This is a genomic window from Denitrificimonas caeni (assembly GCF_027498055.1).
Lineage (GTDB): Bacteria > Pseudomonadota > Gammaproteobacteria > Pseudomonadales > Pseudomonadaceae > Denitrificimonas.
The window spans coordinates 25,743-45,666 of the sequence record NZ_CP114976.1; the positions used below are offsets into that span (position 1 = coordinate 25,743).

At 50.1% G+C, this 19,924-nt stretch carries 20 protein-coding genes; 12 read left to right on the forward strand and 8 right to left on the reverse strand.

Annotated elements, in window-relative coordinates:
• Positions 1-13: 13 nt before the first annotated feature.
• The 4 genes from O6P33_RS00155 to trxC all read right to left on the reverse strand — a co-directional run bounded on the left by O6P33_RS00155 (position 14) and on the right by trxC (position 2,724).
• Positions 14-250 (reverse strand): TIGR02647 family protein, encoded by a 237-nt coding sequence (locus O6P33_RS00155; RefSeq protein WP_269818244.1) that lies wholly within the window; start codon positions 248-250, stop codon positions 14-16.
• A 58-nt stretch (positions 251-308) separates the two neighbouring features.
• Complete coding sequence (locus tag O6P33_RS13175; protein ID WP_269818245.1) at positions 309-770, reverse strand: hypothetical protein; 462 nt, start codon at positions 768-770, stop codon at positions 309-311.
• Positions 771-815: 45 nt separating this feature from the next.
• A complete protein-coding gene (gene argH / locus O6P33_RS00165) occupies positions 816-2,210 on the reverse strand; it encodes an argininosuccinate lyase (RefSeq protein WP_269818246.1) in 1,395 nt (464 codons plus the stop codon).
• 73 nt (positions 2,211-2,283) lie between these two features.
• Positions 2,284-2,724, reverse strand: a complete 441-nt coding sequence (gene trxC, locus O6P33_RS00170) for a thioredoxin TrxC (RefSeq protein ID WP_269818247.1) — start codon at positions 2,722-2,724, stop codon at positions 2,284-2,286.
• Positions 2,725-2,881: 157 nt separating this feature from the next.
• On the opposite strand from trxC, the gene O6P33_RS00175 reads away from it, so the two are divergent.
• The 8 genes from O6P33_RS00175 to O6P33_RS00210 all read left to right on the forward strand — a co-directional run bounded on the left by O6P33_RS00175 (position 2,882) and on the right by O6P33_RS00210 (position 10,169).
• Entirely contained in the window at positions 2,882-3,382 is a 501-nt protein-coding gene (locus O6P33_RS00175; protein WP_269818248.1) for a GspH/FimT family pseudopilin, read from the forward strand.
• Positions 3,383-3,461: 79 nt separating this feature from the next.
• Positions 3,462-4,550, forward strand: coding sequence for a sensor histidine kinase (locus tag O6P33_RS00180; RefSeq protein ID WP_269819551.1), 1,089 nt, complete (start codon positions 3,462-3,464; stop codon positions 4,548-4,550).
• A complete protein-coding gene (locus O6P33_RS00185; protein WP_269818249.1) occupies positions 4,531-5,271 on the forward strand; it encodes a LytR/AlgR family response regulator transcription factor in 741 nt (246 codons plus the stop codon). The genes O6P33_RS00180 and O6P33_RS00185 overlap by 20 nt, the downstream gene beginning before the upstream one ends.
• Positions 5,272-5,362: 91 nt before the next feature.
• Positions 5,363-6,322 (forward strand): hydroxymethylbilane synthase, encoded by a 960-nt coding sequence (gene hemC / locus O6P33_RS00190; RefSeq protein WP_269818250.1) that lies wholly within the window; start codon positions 5,363-5,365, stop codon positions 6,320-6,322.
• Positions 6,319-7,089 carry a uroporphyrinogen-III synthase gene (locus O6P33_RS00195; protein WP_269818251.1) on the forward strand — a complete coding sequence of 257 codons (771 nt, stop codon included), beginning with the start codon at positions 6,319-6,321 and terminating at the stop codon, positions 7,087-7,089. The genes hemC and O6P33_RS00195 overlap by 4 nt, the downstream gene beginning before the upstream one ends.
• Before the next feature lie 10 nt (positions 7,090-7,099).
• Positions 7,100-8,275, forward strand: a complete 1,176-nt coding sequence (locus tag O6P33_RS00200) for a uroporphyrinogen-III C-methyltransferase (RefSeq protein WP_269818252.1) — start codon at positions 7,100-7,102, stop codon at positions 8,273-8,275.
• 2 nt (positions 8,276-8,277) lie between these two features.
• Complete coding sequence (locus O6P33_RS00205; protein ID WP_269818253.1) at positions 8,278-9,528, forward strand: heme biosynthesis HemY N-terminal domain-containing protein; 1,251 nt, start codon at positions 8,278-8,280, stop codon at positions 9,526-9,528.
• Between the two features lie 143 nt (positions 9,529-9,671).
• A complete protein-coding gene (locus tag O6P33_RS00210; protein WP_269818254.1) occupies positions 9,672-10,169 on the forward strand; it encodes a disulfide bond formation protein B in 498 nt (165 codons plus the stop codon).
• 76 nt (positions 10,170-10,245) lie between these two features.
• On the opposite strand, the gene O6P33_RS00215 is transcribed toward O6P33_RS00210, so the two are convergent.
• From O6P33_RS00215 to gdhA, 4 genes are all read right to left on the reverse strand, one after another.
• Entirely contained in the window at positions 10,246-11,667 is a 1,422-nt protein-coding gene (locus tag O6P33_RS00215; RefSeq protein WP_269818255.1) for an aspartate ammonia-lyase, read from the reverse strand.
• A 295-nt stretch (positions 11,668-11,962) separates the two neighbouring features.
• Positions 11,963-14,365, reverse strand: a complete 2,403-nt coding sequence (locus O6P33_RS00220; RefSeq protein ID WP_269818256.1) for a Lon protease family protein — start codon at positions 14,363-14,365, stop codon at positions 11,963-11,965.
• Positions 14,366-14,613: 248 nt separating this feature from the next.
• The gene (locus tag O6P33_RS00225) at positions 14,614-14,928 is read right to left on the reverse strand and encodes a TraR/DksA family transcriptional regulator (protein ID WP_269818257.1); all 315 of its coding nucleotides are present in this window, start codon (positions 14,926-14,928) and stop codon (positions 14,614-14,616) included.
• Between the two features lie 181 nt (positions 14,929-15,109).
• Positions 15,110-16,447 carry an NADP-specific glutamate dehydrogenase gene (gdhA, locus tag O6P33_RS00230; RefSeq protein ID WP_269818258.1) on the reverse strand — a complete coding sequence of 446 codons (1,338 nt, stop codon included), beginning with the start codon at positions 16,445-16,447 and terminating at the stop codon, positions 15,110-15,112.
• A gap of 223 nt (positions 16,448-16,670) precedes the next feature.
• Here gdhA and O6P33_RS00235 point away from each other — a divergent pair, with 223 nt between their 5' ends.
• From O6P33_RS00235 to O6P33_RS00250, 4 genes are all read left to right on the forward strand, one after another.
• Positions 16,671-17,261, forward strand: coding sequence for a DUF2796 domain-containing protein (locus tag O6P33_RS00235; RefSeq protein WP_269818259.1), 591 nt, complete (start codon positions 16,671-16,673; stop codon positions 17,259-17,261).
• A 66-nt stretch (positions 17,262-17,327) separates the two neighbouring features.
• Positions 17,328-18,041, forward strand: coding sequence for an ATP-binding cassette domain-containing protein (locus tag O6P33_RS00240; protein WP_269818260.1), 714 nt, complete (start codon positions 17,328-17,330; stop codon positions 18,039-18,041).
• 1 nt (position 18,042) lies between these two features.
• Entirely contained in the window at positions 18,043-19,311 is a 1,269-nt protein-coding gene (locus O6P33_RS00245) for an ABC transporter permease (protein ID WP_269818261.1), read from the forward strand.
• Between the two features lie 43 nt (positions 19,312-19,354).
• The gene (locus O6P33_RS00250) at positions 19,355-19,885 is read left to right on the forward strand and encodes a DUF3299 domain-containing protein (protein WP_269818262.1); all 531 of its coding nucleotides are present in this window, start codon (positions 19,355-19,357) and stop codon (positions 19,883-19,885) included.
• Positions 19,886-19,924: the final 39 nt, after the last annotated feature.

Sequence of the window (19,924 nt, forward strand, 5' to 3'; positions counted from 1 at the left end):
CTCGCCAACCGCTCTATTGGTCAGCTAGAACAGTAAGTACAGCCTGCGCATGGGCTGCTGTTTCCAACCCTAAACTGGTTAAATAGCCACCATCATCTTGGCTAATCAAACCTTTCTCAAACAAACGCTGGGCAGCGGCAACCCGCTCGGCGCCAGCACTGCTGTGCACTTTAATGCCCTCTTGCATGCTGTCTAAATTATATAAGCATAAAACTTCAAGTTCCGCGGCAATCTCAGGGGTCCAAGACATAATGTACTCCACCTATAAGTTAGGTAATAAAGGACTTGCTTAACAACACCTGTGCGTTTTAAGGCGCTTCAGGCAATTGCGGTAATGCGCGTAATGCATGCTCATAAGCGGCCATATCAAACGGCCCATCGGCCTTTAACATTTCGCTCACTTGCCATGCTAGAACCTGCGCCATCATCTGCACAGCTTCTTCACGTGTATGCCCGACTAAAGTTAGCTTATTGAGCACTGCTTGTACCGCGGCAGGCTGTTGTGCAGACAGCTGGTTCTCAATGGCTTGTATCAACTCATTTTCAACCAGTTGATCCTCAGCTTCCGCATCAATAACATCGGTGTTTGCCCGCTCAACTTGCTTAGCAGGCGCTGGCGTATCACTTAACGGCACACCACCCTCATCGAGCTGACACAGCATGCAATCATCCACGTCACCTTGATTGGTTTCCACATAACGTACCTTGCGACTGGCTGAAGAGCGATCCGCCGATACTTGATAACGTAAATCTCTCGGTTTATCCGTCACGCTAACCTCCAAAAAATCTCTCTATTCAGTCGCAGGCACGTCGGCTTAACGACTGGCTAATAACTCTCGACCGCGTTGGACAGCTGCTCGCACTTGCGCTGGCGCTGTACCGCCAATGTGGTTACGGGCATTGACTGAGCCTTCAAGCGTCAACACAGCAAATACATCTTCGCTAATCTCGCTGCTGAACTGTTGTAATTCAGCCAAGCTCATTTGCGCTAAATCCTTACCTTCTTTGACGCCATAACCGACCGCATGGCCCACAATTTCATGGCAGTCACGAAACGGTAAACCCTTGCCAACCAAGTAATCCGCCAAGTCAGTTGCGGTAGAGAAGCCACGCAGCGCTGCTTCACGCATCATTTCCTGCTTAGGCACAATCGCCGGCACCATATCAGCAAAGGCGCGCAAGCTATCGCGCAATGTGTCAGCGGCATCAAATAGCGGCTCTTTATCTTCTTGGTTATCTTTGTTGTAGGCCAACGGCTGGCCTTTCATTAAGGTTAATAAGCCCATTAAAGCGCCAAATACACGACCACTTTTACCACGCACCAATTCGGGCACATCAGGATTTTTCTTTTGCGGCATAATCGAGCTGCCGGTGCAGAAACGATCAGGCAGGTCAACAAATTGGAACTGCGCGGAAGTCCACAGCACCAGTTCTTCAGAGAAGCGCGATAAGTGCATCATGGCAATACTGGCTGCGGCACAAAACTCGATAGCAAAATCGCGATCGGAAACGCCGTCCAACGAATTACCGGAGATCGCTTCAAAGCCCAGCAACTCACAAGTCATTTGGCGATCAATTGGGTAAGTCGTACCAGCCAATGCAGCGCTGCCCAAAGGCATACGATTGGTACGCTTACGGCAATCAACCAAGCGCTCATAGTCACGGGACAACATTTCAAACCACGCCAGCATATGATGGCCAAAGGTCACTGGCTGAGCAGTTTGCAGATGGGTAAAGCCCGGCATAATGGTTTCAGCATGTTCTTGCGCCAACCCAAGCAAACCTTCTTGTAAGCGGCTCAATTCAGCTAAGATCAGATCAATTTCATCACGCAACCACAGGCGAATATCGGTAGCAACTTGGTCATTGCGGCTACGACCGGTGTGCAGTTTTTTGCCAACAATACCAACCTGCTCAGTGAGTCGCGCTTCGATATTCATGTGCACGTCTTCAAGCTCGGTGCTCCAAACAAACTGACCGGCTTCGATTTCTTTCTCAATCGCCTGCAAGCCAGCAATCACCGTGTCGCGCTCGTCGTTGGTTAATACGCCAACTTTAGCCAGCATCGTCGCGTGGGCAATGGAGCCCATAATGTCATGGCGATATAGACGCTGATCAAAGTCCACTGACGCAGTAAAACGCGCGACAAATGCATCCACCGGCTCGCTAAAACGGCCACCCCATGACTGATTGGTTTTCTCGTTACTCATTTAATCTGCCCAGCTAAACAATAAAAGATGCCTACATAATAACAGGATGACACTGGCTTATGCCGTCCCCTAATTAATTATCTACCCCATTATGTTTTAGCCAGTCCAGCAGCCGAACTAGAGGTAAGGCGCCGCTCTGCCTAGCAATTTCTTTACCGTTACGAAACAAAATCAAACTTGGGATGGAGCGCACCCCCAACTCACCGGAGAGGGCCGGATGCGCTTCACTGTCTAGTTTGCCAAAACGGCACTGGGTGCTCAGCTGTTTTGCAGCCTCACTAAAGATTGGCGCAAACTGGCGGCACGGCCCACACCAACTGGCCCACACATCAACTAACAAGGGCACATCGCCTTTACTTTGCTGACGGAATGTTGCGCTATCTAAATCAAATACAGCGTCGATAAAAATCTGTTTTTTACAAGAACCGCACTGCGGCTGTGCTACACGCTTATCGTTAGGAATACGGTTTAGTGTGGCGCAGTGTGCGCAAGGAACAACAATTGATTCAGTCATTTTCTCACCCTCTTTAATTCAACCAGCACAATACTTTACCTAATTGCAAAGTATATAGCTCAACCTTATCCGTCAAGCATTTGCCAGCACCCTATTACTAGGCTACAACTTTAAATAGGCATGGACGAATACAACACAGCACGGAGGCTGTTTACTTATGTACTCTCAACGCGCGTTTACCTTAGTGGAAATATTTATTGTGCTCGCTTTGCTGGCTATATTAGCGCAGCTTGCAGTGCCGGCCTTGCAAGACTTTTTGGAGCGCAATCAACAGCAAGCGCTATATAATCAAATTGCGCGTGCGGTTAATCAGGCCAGAAGCCATGCGGTCACGCACCGCGTGCGAGTGGAATTGTGCGGCAGCCAAGATGGCATATCGTGCAATGCCGATTGGTCGCAAGGCTGGCTGCTACGGGAACTAGAACAAACAACACCGGTTGCGGTGACGCAACTCAACACCGATCGCCGCCGCTTGCATTGGAGCGGCTTTCAGCCAAGAATTCAGTTTTATAGCAATGGCATTAGCCCCACGGGCAATGGCCGTTTTTACAGTTGCCATAAGCAAAAAATCAGTTGGCAACTGATCCTTAACCGTCAGGGCCGTTTACGCACTGCCAGTAACGCAGAGAATGCTGCCGAAGTAGCGCGCTGTGGCTGAAGCACTACTGGCTCACACTTTATTGTTTTATGCTGAACAATACTTGCCGCGCACAACTGCTACGGGTAACACTGCTGTTATGACAAACCTAAAACCACCTGCGAGTACCGCTGACGATTTCTTTGTGCCTGAACTCTGCCAAGCAGAAGCCCTACTGGGCCTTATTCTATTGGCGGAGCTACTGGTTCTCGTTTTGGTCTTAGCCGAACCTATGGTGATCGGCCTTGACTGGATGCGTTTAGCTTTAACCTCGTTATTTGTGCAGTGGATTGTTTTATTATCCGCCGCTGGCATTTGCCGCGCCCGCCCCTATTTAGCACGCCTGTCGGCCAGCAGTGCAGTGTTAATTATTTGCGCCTTAGTGCTTTTTTTAACTCTGTTATGCACAGCCATTGCCGAGCATTTTTATCTCACCGAAGAGCTCTCAGGCGAAGCCCGCGGTCACTTATATATCCGCCATGCTCTCATTAGCTTAATTATGTGCGCTTTGCTGCTGCGCTACTTTTACCTGCAAGGTCAGTGGCGGCGGCAGCAACAAGCAGAGCTACAAGCACGCTTGCAAGCCCTACAAGCACGTATTCATCCGCACTTTTTATTCAATAGCCTCAACAGCATTGCCAGCTTAATTGCTTCCAACCCTGAGAAAGCCGAGCACGCGGTGCTGGATTTATCTGATTTATTTCGCGCCAGCTTAGCCCAACCCAACACCTTATCCACATGGCGTAACGAACTCACCTTAGCCAAACAATACATCTCAATTGAACAATATCGACTGGGCAAGCGTCTACATATGCTGTGGGACGTTGACACTGTGCCCGCTGACTTGCCGATACCTCACTTAACGGTGCAGCCGTTATTAGAAAACTCAGTGATTTATGGTATTCAACCCAGTATTCAAGGGGGCACTATTGAGGTTAGCGCACACTATTCGCAAGGTGTTTTTAAACTGCAAGTGAGCAACCCCTTTATGCCCGGCGACAGCATCAGTAACCCCCGGGGTACACGCTTAGCCTTGAACAATATTGAAGCGCGTTTAAAAGCACTGTTTGGCCCCACAGCACGTTTATCTATACAACAACAACTTGATCGTTACACTACCAGTCTGAGCTACCCATGCTCTCGACCCGCAGCGCAGGTGCCTAAACCAGATGAAAGTATTAATCGCTGATGATGAACCTCTAGCGCGCGAACGTTTAGCGCGCTTAGTAGAACAAATACCGCACTTTACTCTGTTACAACCGTGCGCCGAGAATGGTCACCAAGCACTACAGTTGGTGGACAGCTTGCAGCCCGATGTTTTGCTGCTCGATATTGCTATGCCGGGGCTGGATGGTTTACAAGTCGCCGCGCAGCTGTGCGAGCAACCCCATGCGCCAGCAGTCATTTTTTGCACTGCCCATGATGAGTTTGCCCTACAAGCCTTTGCCGTTAGCGCTATTGATTACTTGGTAAAACCGGTGCGCGTGGAACAGCTGCAAACAGCTTTAGAAAAAGCCCAGCGCCTCAACCCTATGCAGTTAGCCGCTCTAGCCCGCGCGCCGAAAACCAACAATACAGAACGGACACACCTCAGCGCCCGCACCCACAAAGGCATCGAGCTCATTCCCATTGAGCATGTGATACATTTCTTAGCCGATAACAAATATGTGACTTTACGCCACATACACGGCGAAACTTTACTTGATGAGTCACTTAAATCCTTAGAGGAAGAATTTGGCGAACGCTTTGTTCGCATTCACCGCAACGCCCTTGTCAGCCGTAAGCATATCGAGCGCTTGCAACGCACTGCACAAGGCCATTACGAACTGCATTTGCGTGATATTGACGAGGCATTAACGGTGAGCCGCCGCCATGTTGCAGCAGTACGCAAGCTTATGGATAAACTTTAATGCGCTAAAATCTTGCCACCTGGCATGAGGCAAGCCGAGTCTGTGCCTGCTATCATCCACTGATAAACATTTATAACTGTGGATCATAATTATGTCTTTGAGCCAAGAACCTATTACCGAACTGCGTATTGCCACCCGTAAAAGCGCCCTAGCACTTTGGCAAGCAGAGTTTGTGAAAGCTGAACTTGAGGCAGCTCACCCTCAGCTCAGCGTCACTTTAGTGCCGATGGTCAGCCGTGGCGACCAACTGCTGGACTCACCCTTAGCTAAGATTGGCGGTAAAGGCCTGTTCGTAAAAGAGCTACAAAGCGCCCTGATGTCAAAAACAGCCGACATTGCCGTGCACTCGATGAAAGATGTGCCTATGGAGTTTCCTGAAGGTTTGGGTTTGTACTGCGTCTGTGAGCGCGAAGATCCACGCGACGCCTTTGTTTCCAACAAGTACAACAACCTCGCTGAGCTGCCGGAGGGCAGTATCGTCGGTACTTCTAGTCTGCGCCGCCAAGCGCAAATTTTAGCCCAGCGCCCAGACCTCGTGGTGAATTTTCTCCGCGGCAACGTTAATACTCGCTTAGCCAAGCTCGATGCTGGCGAGTACGATGCAATTATTCTCGCTGCCGCAGGTTTATTACGTTTAGGTTTTGCTGATCGTATTCGCAGCAGCCTTGATGTCAGCAGCAATTTACCGTCCGGTGGTCAAGGTGCTGTTGGCATTGAGTGCCGCAGTGCGGACAAGGCCATTCATGAACTGCTTAAGCCTTTACACCATGCCGACACCGCCTACCGCGTCACTGCCGAACGCGCACTCAACAGGCACCTCAACGGTGGCTGCCAAGTGCCTATCGCATGCTATGCGGTTTTAGAAGGTGATGAGTTGTGGCTGCGCGGTTTTGTCGGCCAACCCGACGCATCAGTTTTACTCTATGCCGAGCGACGCGCCCATAAAAGTGAAGCTGAAGCCTTAGGTGTTGCTGTTGCAGAAGATCTTTTAGCTCAGGGGGCCGGCGAAATTCTGGCGGTGCTCTACGCTGAAGAGACGCCAGTCCAGTGAAGCAATGGCGTTTGTTGATTACGCGGCCAACAGAGGATAGCGCGGTACTGGCTAAGCTGTTGGCTGAACAACAGATTTACAGCAGCAGTTTACCTTTGCTAGAAATCCAAGCGCTGCCAGAAACCCCTGCGCAGCGCAGCTTAATGCTCAATCTTGACCAATACTGCGCAGTGATTGTCGTCAGCAAACCCGCTGCCAACCTAGGCTTGCAGCGCGTTGATCAGTATTGGCCGCAACCACCCGTGCAGCAACATTGGTTTAGTGTGGGTGCCGGCACTGGGCAAATTCTGGCGGAGTATGGCTTAGCGGTCAGCTGGCCAGAACAAGGGGATGACAGTGAGGCTTTATTAGCCCTACCTAAGTTTTTAGAAACCTTAGATACCCCTAATCCTCGAGTTTTAGTGCTGCGTGCTGATGTGGGCCGCAACTTTCTTTCCGAACAATTGCAACAGCGCGGCGTTCAGGTGGATTTTTTACCGCTTTATCGCCGACGCTTACCGGTTTATCCTACAGATACCTTAGTTACTCGTATCCAACAAGAACAACTCAATGGTCTGGTGGTCAGTAGCGAACAAGGATTACGCCATTTAATTGAACTGGCTGGTAATAAGTGGCCTCAACTGGCTGCTTTAGCACTCTTTGTGCCCAGTCCGCGCGTCGCTAAAATCGCCCAAGACCTAGGTGCGCAGCATGTTATTGATTGCCGTGGCGCGAATAATCAAGCGTTATTAAACGCTCTCGCCGCGCAACCCGCACCATCAGCATAAGGACTCAGTTATGACCAAACCCTCAGATAAGTCGGAAGTCAAAGCGGATGCAGTCGAAAATACTGCCAAATCAGCTAATAACCCCAGCGCTGCGCAAGCTAAGCAGTCTAGCGAGCACAACAGCAGCGCCAAGGCAGCCAGCAAACCAACGCCAGCAAACGCAGCTGCGCCCGGCAAAGGCTTAGTTATTCTAGCCTTAGTTTTTGGTTTGGGCGGATTGGCGGCCGGTGGCTGGAGCGTGCTGCAAGTGCAAACCGCCGGTGAGTATAGCGCACAACAGCAACAGCAGTTAGCCAATATGACTGCGCAAACCACAGACTTAACTGAGCGCGAACAGCAACTGAGCAAAACCCTTGCGCAAATGCCAACGGCAAACCAACTGCAGCAGGGTCGCGAACTCTTAGCTCACGTCCAAGCCGAGCAGCAACAATTGTCTCAGCGCTTAGAAACCATTTTAGGTGCCAGCCGCCAAGACTGGCGTCTAGCGGAAGCAGAACACTTACTGCGCATGGCCAGCTTACGTTTAAGCGCATTACACGACACCAATAGCGCGCGCTTTCTATTAGAAGCCGCTGACCAAATTTTAATGGAGCAAAACGATCCAGCAGCTTTTGCTGCCCGTGAGCAATTAGCTCGCAGTATCACTGCTTTAAAAAGCACTGGTGGCCTAGATCGGACCGGTTTATTTGTGCGCTTAGGCGCTTTATACCAACAAGCCAATTTGCTCACCCACTTAGCCCCAGAGTTTATCCAGAGCCAAGGCCAGCACGCAGCAACCGCGCAAGGTGATGGCCCTAGTCGCTGGGCCGAGTGGTGGGAGAAAATTTCACGTTATGTGCGTATCGACTTTAATGCTGACGAACAAGTACAGCCCCTACTCGCAGGACAAAGCCTAACGCAAGTACGTTTAGCTTTGGGCTTATCGATCGAACAAGCCCAATGGGCCGCACTCAACGGCGCCACAGAGGTTTACCAACAAGCCTTGCAACAGGCTTTAGCCATTCTTGATGCGCACTTTAGCCCAAAAGATCCTAACGTTAGCAGTCTAAGAGAGCAGATTGGCGAGCTAAAAGAACAAAAAGTGAGCCAAGAACTGCCCGATTTAAACGCTGCCCTTATCACCTTAGAAGCTTATATCGACACCCGCTCAGCCCCGCAAGAAGCTAGTGCAGAGGAGTCTAAGTAATTATGAAGCGCACCTATCTCATCTTATTGCTAGTAGTCGCCGCTGCTGCTGCACTGGGCATGTTTATCGCTGAGCACACCGGTTACGTGCTGATTTCCTGGAAATCATTTCGCTATGAGTCCAGCCTCTGGTTATTTTTAGCCGTCCTCGCTGGACTTTTTGCCGTGCTATACGGCTTACGCACGCTAATTAAAATGCTGTTAGTGTCAACTGGGCTGATCAACCCGTGGTCACAACGCAATCAAAAGCGCCGTGTCCGCCTGGCATCCGAGCAAGGCATGCTTGATCTTGCCCAAGGCCAATGGAAAGACGCCTTGCGCCACCTGCGCCGAGCAGCACAAGGGGAAAGCAAACCTTTGGTGTACTTGTTAGGTGCAGCCAATGCGGCAGAAAAACTAGGTTACAGCGACGAAGCCGACCAGTTGCTAGAGCAAGCGTTAATCAAGCAACCTGCGGCAGAAGTTGCAATTGCTTTATCCCATGCAGATTTACAACTGCAGCGCGGTGACGATGCCGGTGCACAAGACACCCTACAAGCCATGCATGAATTGCATCCTGAACATCCAGAAGTACTGCTACGCTTGCAAGCGCTATTGCGTCAGCGCCAAGAGTGGTCAGCACTGATTGCCCTGCTGCCCGCCTTGCGCAAATGCAAACGTTTAAACAGCCAGCAACTGCAAAACATTGAGTATCAAGCTTGGTCAGGCCGCCTCGCAGACGCCTCACACAGCGACAATAGCCAAGATGCCCTACATGCTCTCAAGGCCCTTGATCAAGCTTGGCACAAGCTCTCTAGCAAGCTCAAACTTGATCCGCAGTTAGTCGCAGCCTACTGCACTGAGCTGCTGCGTCTTAACGCCCATGAGCAAGCCGAGTCACTGCTGCGCCACACGCTTAAAAATAACTTAAATGATGACCTCATCGAGCTTTATGGCCGCACCCAAGCACAAGATGGCGCACGGCAACTTAAATTGGCTGAAAGCTGGCTCAAACAAGAACCGCAAAACCCAATCTTATTGCGTGCCTTAGGACGTTTAAGCTTACGCAACCAACTCTGGGGTAAGGCCCGTGACTATTTTGAAAGCAGTTTACGCCTCAAGCGTCAGGCCCATACTTGCGCAGAGCTGGCCCGCTTACTCAGTCATCTTGGTGATAGCCAGCGCAGTAATCAGTTGTTTGCGGAAAGTTTTCAGCTCCTAGAGCAATCTTTACCCGCGCTACCGCAACCGCTACTACAAAAAGACCCAGCATAGTCGTTATACTGGCAAAAACAGGCAGCGTGTCAGCTTAACCAGCAGCTTACACGCTGTTTTTATTTGCATCCTCCAATTCATAACTGAGGTATGCAGACCCTTATTTCTCAGTCGCGGGCGTGCCCCTATGCCTAGGAGTTTTAATGCAACTACCAGCCACCCGATTATTATTTTTATTGGCATTTTTAGGCTGTGCAGCAATTATCGGCTTTGCTCTATATCTTGAGCACAGCGTCGGTTTAGTTCCTTGCCCACTTTGCCATGTGCAGCGTTTTGCAGTGTTGCTGTTTGCTGTAGTCTGTTTACTGGCCACCGTGCACAATCCAGCCCGTCTTGGGCAACGCATCTACGGGCTATTAGCCATGCTTGCCGCTGGTTTTGGTATCGCCACTGCAGGGCGGCAAATCTGGCTACAAGGCTTACCGGAAGACCAGCTCCCAGCATGTCTGCCACCATTTGAGTTTATGCTGGAAGCCTTTCCGCTGCAGGAAATCATCAGCAAAATGCTGCACGGCACCGCTGATTGTGCAGAAGTAAACTGGACGCTACTGGGACTCAACATTGCCGAGTTAAGCATGCTCAGCTTTATTGCTATGCTGATTTTCGGCCTATTTGTCGTGCTACGTAAAGCCAAGGGCTAACTCAAGCACTGCCCATTTCTGCAGTATTTTACGCAAGGCTAAAACACATACTTAGCCTTGCGCAAACACAGCGAAGCTACTCTTTTAGCGGTACTAAACGCGGAGCAATCATATGCTCAGGGCGTAAAATATCAGCCAGTAAGTCATCATCCAGTAGCTGCTCCTCACGCACCAACTCCAGCACCCCTCGCCCACTTTCCAAGGCAAGCTTGGCAATTCGGGTCGCATTGTCATAACCAATGTAAGGATTGAGCGCGGTAATTAAACCAATGGAGTTCTCCATCAGGCTCCGACAACGCTCTTCGTTGGCGCTAATATCCACGACGCAATGCTCACGCAACATATCCATCGCGCGGCGCAACAAGCGTATGGAGTCAAACATTTTCCAAGCAATCAAAGGCTCCATCACATTGAGCTGCAACTGTCCGGCCTCAGCAGCGAGAGTCAGTGACAAGTCATTACCAATCACCTCGTAAGCCACTTGGCTGACGGCCTCTGGAATCACTGGATTCACCTTACCCGGCATAATTGAGCTGCCAGGTTGGCGGGCTGGCAGGTTAATTTCATTAATGCCGGTACGAGGACCACTGGACAACAAGCGCAGGTCATTACAGATCTTTGATAGTTTGACCGCAGTGCGCTTAAGCATCCCAGAAAACAGCACAAAAGAGCCCATATCGGAAGTGGCTTCAATCAAGTTAGGAGCGGCCTGAATTGGATAGCCACAAATAGCAGCTAAGCGCTCAACGGCAATTCCTTGATAACGAGGGTCAGCATTAATCCCAGTTCCAATAGCGGTGCCGCCCAGGTTCACTGAAGCAAACAAATCATTAGCAAGGCTTTTTAAACGGGTTAAGTCTTGCGCCAGGTTAACGGCAAAAGCTTTAAACTCTTGACCAAGCGTCATTGGCACTGCGTCTTGTAGCTGGGTGCGGCCCATTTTCAACACATGGGAAAACTCATCGCCCTTCGCCGAAAACGCATCAATCAAACGTTCCAAACTCAACAGCAAATCGTTATGCCCTAATAATAAACCCACACGAATTGCCGTTGGATACGCATCATTAGTGGACTGCGCCATGTTCACATCATTATTGGGGTGTAAAAAACTGTATTCACCCTTCTCTTTGCCCATGGTCTCTAAAGCTAAGTTGGCAATCACTTCGTTGGCATTCATGTTGGTTGAAGTGCCGGCACCACCTTGAATCATATCGACAATAAACTGATCATGATGCTTGCCCTCAATCAACTGCGTGCAAGCACTGGAGATCGCTGCATGCTTGTTATCACTTAAATAACCCAGCTGATGGTTGGCATCTGCTGCGGCCTGCTTAACCATCGCCAGCGCGCTAACAAAATTAGGGTAATGCGATAACGGCACACCGCTGAGGTTAAAGTTATGCATGGCCCGCAGCGTCTGAATGCCGTAATACGCATCTTTGGGGACTGGCAAAGAGCCTAATAAATCATGTTCAGAACGAAACGCTGTTGCCGTCATAGGTCATACACTCCTTCACACCAATATTTTATAAATAGTCAAACAAACGGATATTAGGCTTTCCAAACCTCTAAAGCGAACCTTAGACGCCGGTCAACTGCGGTATAACGCCTCACCAGCCTCTGTGGATAACTCTGTGAGCAGTCTGTGCAAGGTTTTACTTGTTGATTAAAAGCCTTGCAAAAACACAGTAAACCATTGATTTCAAACGGATTAATTAAAACAAAAACCTCTTGCAGGCTGCCAAGGCAAAGCACAGCCTGTGGATAACTCTGTGTACCTATCTACAGTTAACCTACTCGTGAGTTTCTATCTTGGCATCATCACTGGGTAAGTTAAGCTCAGCAATACTGCGTAAGCGCTCGACGACTTGCGCATTAATCGAGCCTTCGGGGAACTTGTCTTCAGCATCTAGACAACCCGCCTCAGCACCACTGAGCAAGCTCAGCGCCTGATCCACATGGCCGACGGTATAGATATGAAACTTGCCCGCGCTAACTGCACTGACTACAGCTTCATTAAGCAATAAATTAATCACATTGGATTTGGGGATAATTACCCCTTGCTCGCCGCTTAAGCCACGGGCCTGGCACAGGTGGAAAAAGCCTTCAATCTTCTCATTCACGCCACCCACAGCTTGCACTTCACCAAACTGGTTAATCGAGCCGGTAATAGCAAATGACTGCTTTAAGGGGGTGCGGGATAAAGCTGAAATCAGTGCGCAGACTTCGCCCAATGAGGCGCTATCACCATCCACATAACCGTATGACTGCTCAAGCGCAATACTGGCAGAGATGGCTAAAGGAAACTCCTGCGCATAACGGCTGCCCAGGTAACCGGTGACAATCATCATGCCTTTAGAGTGAATGGACTGTCCTAAGCTCACTTCCCGCTCAATATCTACGATGCCGCTGCCGCCGGGATACACTGAAGCTGAGATGCGTGCTGGCACCCCAAATACAGAGTCGCCCACGGCCAAGACAGTCAGGCCGTTGCATTTACCGACTGCCGCGCCCTCGGTATCAATTAGGATCACCCCCGACAACATGTCATCCATAATCCGTGCTGAGACACGTCCTGTACGGGCAATTCGCGCGGCAATGGCCTGTTCAATATGCTCAGCGTCAGTCAGCTCAGCGCCAGCACTGCTGCGCATAAAATCGGCCTCGCTCACCACTTGAAATAAATCCGCTAGGCTGGCTGAAATACGCTCTTTATGTTCGGCTAAGCGGGCGCTGTAACGGGCCAGCTGTTGTACCGCCGCGGCAGTTAAGGGCGCCATACCTTCTTCGCTGGTACGCGCACGTAAGAGTTGTGCGAATTGCGGCAAAGTCTCCTCGGTCAGAACAATGTCCTCATCGAAGTCGACCAACAAACGAAACATTTCTTGAAAGTCTGGATCAAGCTCCTGTAGCGCGTAATACAGCTCACGCGAACCAATCACCACCACCTTAACCTGCAAGGGAATCACTTGCGGAATCAAGGTGGCAGCGGCTACGCGGCCCAGTTCCACTAAGGGCGATTCCATTTTTAATTGGCGTGAATGCAAAGCTCGCTTCAGCGCTTCCCAAACGAAAGGCTCAGACAGCAGTTTCTCTGCCTCTAAAATCAAATAGCCGCCATTGGCACGATGCAAGGCCCCAGAGCGCAGCTGTCGATAACTGGTATACAACACGCCCTGATCAGTGCTGTATTCAATACGGCCAAATAAATTATCGTAAGTGGGGTGCGATTCAAACACCACTGGTGCGCCTTCATCAGGCTCATGCCCAACCACTAAATTGGGACTGTACTGTTCTTCCAATAACTTGCGCGCAATGGCATCACTGTGTTCTTCATCAACCAACTGCTCAACCACGGTTTTCAGTAAGTTGACCTGCATGGCAGCTAAATAGGCAACCACACAGGGATGCTCGGCGTACTTCTGCGTTAAAGGTGCCAATAATGGCTCTAGTGCTTGTGCAATAGTTTCTTCGTTCAGCTCACGCAGTTGATTGCTCGACTCGCGTTTCCACAAAGGTAAGCTGGACAGTTCTTTGTTGAGGTGTTCTTCAAGTACGGCAATATCAGCATGAAATTGCTCACGCTCAGTCTCTGGGCGCTGGGCAAACTCGGTCTCATCCAAGGCCTTGCCTTCAAACATCGGGGTAAAAGCGATGTTGACGCTGTCGCGGTACAAGGCAATATTTTTTTCCAGCGCTATCTTTTCAACCACATCCAGGGCTTGGTCATAGCGGCGATTAAACGCACGATCAATGGCGCTTTTCTTTTGCTGCCAAGCAGGGGTTTCAAATACTGCAGGGAAAGTTGCCAGCAAGTTATCCAGCAAGGTGCTGATATCTGCACAAAAACGACTGCCCTCGCCCGGTGGCAGCTGCAAAGCATGGGGCTCACGCATCTCAGTAAAGTGATTTACATACAGCCAATCTGATGGAGTTGAACGCAGCTTAGCTTGCTCGGTGAGGTAACGACGCGCGTAAGAAAAGCGCCCCGTTCCCGACTCACCCATAATGAACACATTATAACCAGGGCGTTGCATAGCGATGCCAAACTGTAAGGCTTCAAGAGCCCGCTCTTGTCCAAGCACTCCGCTTAACGGCTCCAACTCTGCCGTACTGGTAAAATTAAAGTGGCCATTAAAGGTGCGAGTCAGTTGTTCTGGTAATAAGCGCTGAGCAGTTATATTTGAATCGGGCATTAGAAATCCTTGCAGCTAGCGGCCAAGCCGCGAAGTGAACGGGGCATTCTGGCCTTGCTTGCTACCTTTCTGCAAGGTTGTTGTAGAAAGAAAGGAATTACTCTGGGGGTTTGCGAGAGGTATTTAAGCTTCTGCACTGCCTACTCCACTCCATATGCGCAGCCGTCAATAAGGACTATGCACATGGAGTTGGTAAAATCAGCAAATACTTATCACTTATACAGAGTCCAGCAAGACAGCTGTACAGCTTAATCTGCGCAATTAATGCATAGCTGCGCAGCGGGTAAAGCCTCAAGGCGGGCCTGATTAATTGACTCACCACAGGCTGTACACTCACCGTAAGTACCGGCCTCTAAGCGCTCTATGGCGTGCTGTACTTCTTTTACACTGGTGCGCGCATCGGCCAGCAAACCTTGCAGTACCATATCGTTTTGCCGCTCGGTGGCTTGCTCAGAAAAACTTTGTGCATGCTCGCGAGATAAGTCGCGCTCAATTGCTGCAGCGCGTGTGCTGTACTCTGCGAGTAGCGCTTCCAAGCGCGCACGTGGTGCTAATTCTGCCATGACAACTTCTCCTCAAAATACACACATACAGTAAATGTAGCATTCAAGTTAACAGTATAGAGCTATCTAGACCTAAAGCGCTGATTTCTATCAACTCTAGAGCAGATAGATAACTCGACAAAAATGCCCTGCGATCACTCGACAGGGCATTTTAGCTAGCGTGTTACTGGCGCTTTAACTGTTACACGATGCCTTGTGCCAGCATGGCGTCAGCCACTTTGACAAAGCCCGCGATATTGGCGCCTTTAACATAGTTCACACGTCCATTTTCCATGCCGTAATTAACACAGGCACTGTGAATTTGTTGCATGATACTGTGCAGTTTGGCGTCAACCTCACCGTCCGTCCACAATAGACGCATGGCGTTTTGGCTCATTTCTAAACCACTGACTGCCACCCCGCCGGCGTTAGATGCCTTACCTGGTGCGTACAAAATCCCCTGCTCAATAAACAGATCAACAGCATCCAGTGTGGAAGGCATATTCGCGCCTTCGGCAACACAGATACAACCGTTTTTAATCAAGGTGCGGGCATCGTCAATATCCAGCTCATTTTGCGTCGCACAGGGTAAAGCGATGTCACACTTGAGCGCCCACGGACGTTGCCCCGGCAAAAACTCTAAAGCAAAATGCTCAGCCATTTCTTGTAAGCGCCCGCGACGGACATTTTTCAAGTCCATCAGGTAATGCCAATGCTCACCGTTCATGCCGTCTTCGATGTACAGGGTACCGCCCGAATCAGACAAAGAAATAACCTTGCCGCCCAGCTCAATCACTTTTTGTGCAGCGTACTGAGCTACATTACCCGAGCCAGAAATCGATACTCGCTGGCCTTCGAAGCGACGTTTCACGCTTTTCAACATTTCTTCAGCAAAGTAGACACATCCATAACCGGTCGCTTCCGGGCGAATTAAGCTGCCGCCATAGGTCATTCCTTTACCGGTTAACACCGAGGTAAACTCATTGGCCAAGCGCTTATATTGACCAAACATATAACCAATTTCACGGGCGCCTACACCAATATCACCGGCGGGCACATCGAGGTGGTGACCAATATGGCGGAACAGCTCGGTCATAAACGACTGACAGAAACGCATCACTTCATTATCAGTTTTACCCTTGGGGTCAAAATCCGAGCCACCTTTACCGCCGCCCATGGGCAAAGAAGTTAAAGAGTTTTTAAATACTTGCTCAAAAGCTAAGAACTTTAAAACACCCAGGTTAACTGACGGATGAAAGCGTAAGCCACCTTTGTAAGGGCCAATAGCGCTATTCATTTGGATACGGTAGCCACGATTGACATGCACTTTGCCGGCATCATCGACCCAAGGCACTCGGAATAAAATCACCCGCTCAGGCTCAACCATGCGCTCAATAATGCCTGCGTGCATGTAACGCGGGTTTTCTTCCAAGAAAGGCCACAGGGTTCGCAGTACTTCTTCGACCGCTTGATGGAATTCTGGCTGATCCGGGTCACGTTGTTTTATATGGGATAAAAACGCACTAAGAGTTTGGGACATAATAAGGCCTCAGCAAACCGCGCACGCACGGTCATAGTTCAAAACCACCTGACTTTAGCAGTGCAGGTGCACCTAGCGATAGAAAAAATATAAGAATTTTCAATTATATTTGACTCTGCCTCCCTAACTTACACCATCAAGGCATTTTATGACTTGCTTATCTATAGGGCACAACTGTAAAGTTATAGTATAACATTCATCTTTTATAACTTTGGAGTCACCTATGCCTAGTCGCTACTTACTGCCCTCTTTGATCCTAACTTTGGCATCCTTCAGCCTCGTTGCCCATGAGCATGGGCATGAGCATGAGCATGAGCATGAGCATGAGCATGAGCACAGTTTGGCAGCCCATGTACACGGTGTTGCAACGCTTAATATAGCCATTGAAAATCAGCAACTGGCTCTGCAACTGGCCAGTCCGGCCATGAATATCATTGGTTTTGAATATAAGCCACACAGTGCTGCTGACCAACACGCGGTCATTACTGCAGAGCGTAGTCTCAAAAATGAGCAGTTGCTCTTTGTTCTGCCGCAAAGTGCTGGATGCAGTTTAAGTGCACTAGACATTGACAATGACCTCACTGACTTAAACCATGAAGAACAACATTCCACAGATGCAACCCAGCACCAACACAGCGATATTATCGTGAACTACAGCTATAAGTGCACAAACCCCACTAAGCTTCGCAGCATGGAGCTCACAGGTTTCTTTAAGGCCTTTCCGCTGACAGAAAAAATCAATGTGCAACTGATTAGCGCGCAAGCCCAACAAGGCTCTGAGCTAACAGCCAACAACCCCTTACTAAGTTGGTAAACTAAACGGCGCCTGCACTGGTCTTAGCTAGGCAGGCTTTGAGTTTATTTGTAATCGAGATTATCCATGCGCAGTATCCCGCCCATTATTGAGCTGCAAAACTTACGTTTTGCCTGGCCCAAACAAGCCACCCTGCTTGATATCGACACCTTTCGCCTAGAGCCCGAACAAAGTCTATTTTTGAAAGGCCCATCGGGTAGCGGCAAAACCACCTTGTTAGGCTTGCTGGGCGGCGTTCATTTAGCACAAAGTGGCAGTATCCACTTACTGGGGCAAGACTTAAGCTTGCTCAGCTCCAGCGCCCGCGACCGTTTCCGGGCTGACCACAGTGGCTTTATTTTTCAGCAATTTAATTTACTGCCGTTCTTATCGGTCACCGATAATGTACTTTTGCCCTGCCAGTTTTCGAAACTGCGCCAGCAGCGCGCAATCGAGCGTCATGGCTCAACCCAAGCCGCCGCGCACGCCTTACTTAAACAACTGGGACTGCCCACTGATCTACAACAGCAACTAGCTGGTGAACTGTCCATCGGTCAGCAACAAAGAGTCGCGGCAGCTCGTGCCTTGATCGGCCAACCTAAGCTGGTGATTGCCGACGAACCCACCTCAGCCCTCGACGCCGACAGCCGTGAGAGCTTTTTGCAGCTGCTATTTGCCGAGTGCCAAGCGGCAGGCGCAAGCTTATTATTTGTCAGCCATGACCAATCCTTAGCACCTTTATTTGATCGCAGCCTCGACCTCAATCAGCTCAACCGTGCCACCCGCAAGCAGGAGTTTTAAAGTGCATTTGCTTCGTATTGCCTTGCGCAGCTTAAATAACCGCCGCTTTACCGCTTTACTGACCATTTTTGCTATCGCTCTGTCCATTACCTTACTCCTGGCTGTAGAGCGGGTGCGCACCGAAACCCGCGCCAGCTTTGCCAGCACTATTAGCTCCACTGACTTAATTGTTGGCGCACGCTCAGGCTCGGTGAACTTGTTGCTGTACTCCGTATTTCGCATTGGTAATGCCACCAATAATATCCGCTGGAGCAGCTTTGAACACTTTGCCCAGCATCCACAGGTTAAGTGGGCTGTGCCCATGTCATTGGGCGACTCCCATCACGGCTACCGGGTGCTGGGCACCTCAGAAGACTTCTTCAGTCATTATCAGTACGGCCGTAAACAACCCTTAAAACTGCGCGACGGCCGCTTTTTTAGTGATCAAGCCCCTTTTGAAGTGGTGCTGGGCGCTGAAGTCGCCGATGCGTTAAATTACCAACTGGGCAAGGAAATTGTTTTAGCCCATGGCGTCGCAACAATCAGCTTGGTCAAACATGATGATAAACCCTTCACAGTCGTGGGCATTCTCGAGCGCACCGGCACGCCTGTGGATCGTACCCTACATATTGCTCTAGCTGGCATGGAAGCTCTGCATATTGACTGGCAACATGGCGCGCCGGCTTATGGCAACCGTAAGATCAGCGCCGAACAAGCCCTGCAGATGGACTTACAGCCAAAAGCAATCACCGCTATATTGCTAGGCTTAAACAGCAAAATAGCCACCTTTGCCGTGCAGCGAGAAATCAACCAATGGCGCGGTGAACCTTTATTGGCTATTTTACCTGGGGTTGCCCTGCAAGAACTGTGGAGCCTGATGGGGACCGCAGAAAAAGCTTTATTTATAGTCTCGCTATTTGTGGTGCTGACCGGCTTAATCGGCATGCTCACCGCCATTCTTACCAGCCTTAATGAGCGCCGCCGCGAAATGGCTATTTTACGCTCAGTGGGTGCGCGTCCTTGGCACATTGCTGGCTTATTGATCCTTGAAGCTTTCACCTTAACGTTAGCTGGGCTTGCTCTGGGTCTGGCCTTGCTCTATTTGGCTATTGCTGTAGCGCAAGCACCGCTGCAAAGCTATTACGGCTTGTACCTGCCCTTGGCCGCGCCAAGTCTTTACGAGTGGCAACTGCTCGGTGCAGTGTTGCTCGCTGCGGTCTTGATGGGCGCAGTACCCGCATGGCGCGCGTACCGTCAGTCTTTAGCCGATGGCCTAAATATACGTTTGTAAAATTTATAACCTAATATTTATTCTCACTTTAGGCGTATGTAACATGCGAAAAATCTTCTGGATCACCCTGCTGCTCTGCAGTTTTAATATGGCGTTTGCCAGCGAGCTGCGCACACTAAAGTGGGAAGAAATGGTGCCTGCGGATGCGCCACCCTTACCACCACCGTCAGCATTACACGACCTCAACCAATTGGCTGATATCCTCGCCGCCGAAAGCGGCCCAGCAGCAGAACAGCAACACCCCAACGCCCCCGTAGTGCCAGAGTTGGATGGCCTGCAGGTTAAGCTACCCGGCTATATCGTGCCCTTAGTGATTGACGATAACAGCCGCATTACGGAGTTTTTACTGGTGCCCTACTTTGGCGCCTGCATCCATGTACCACCACCGCCATCCAACCAAATTGTTTATGTGCACAGCGAAGGCGGTGTCGCCATGGGCGATATGTGGCAACCCTACTGGATCGAAGGCAAGCTCAGTGTCGAGTCGTTTAGTAGTGATATAGCCGATACTGGATACCGCGCAGAGGCTGAACAGATTTACCCTTACGTCTTCGATAGCCCTGCTGTTTATTAAAATACTCGGCTAACTGTTGATAACAAGCTTAGCGCCCAT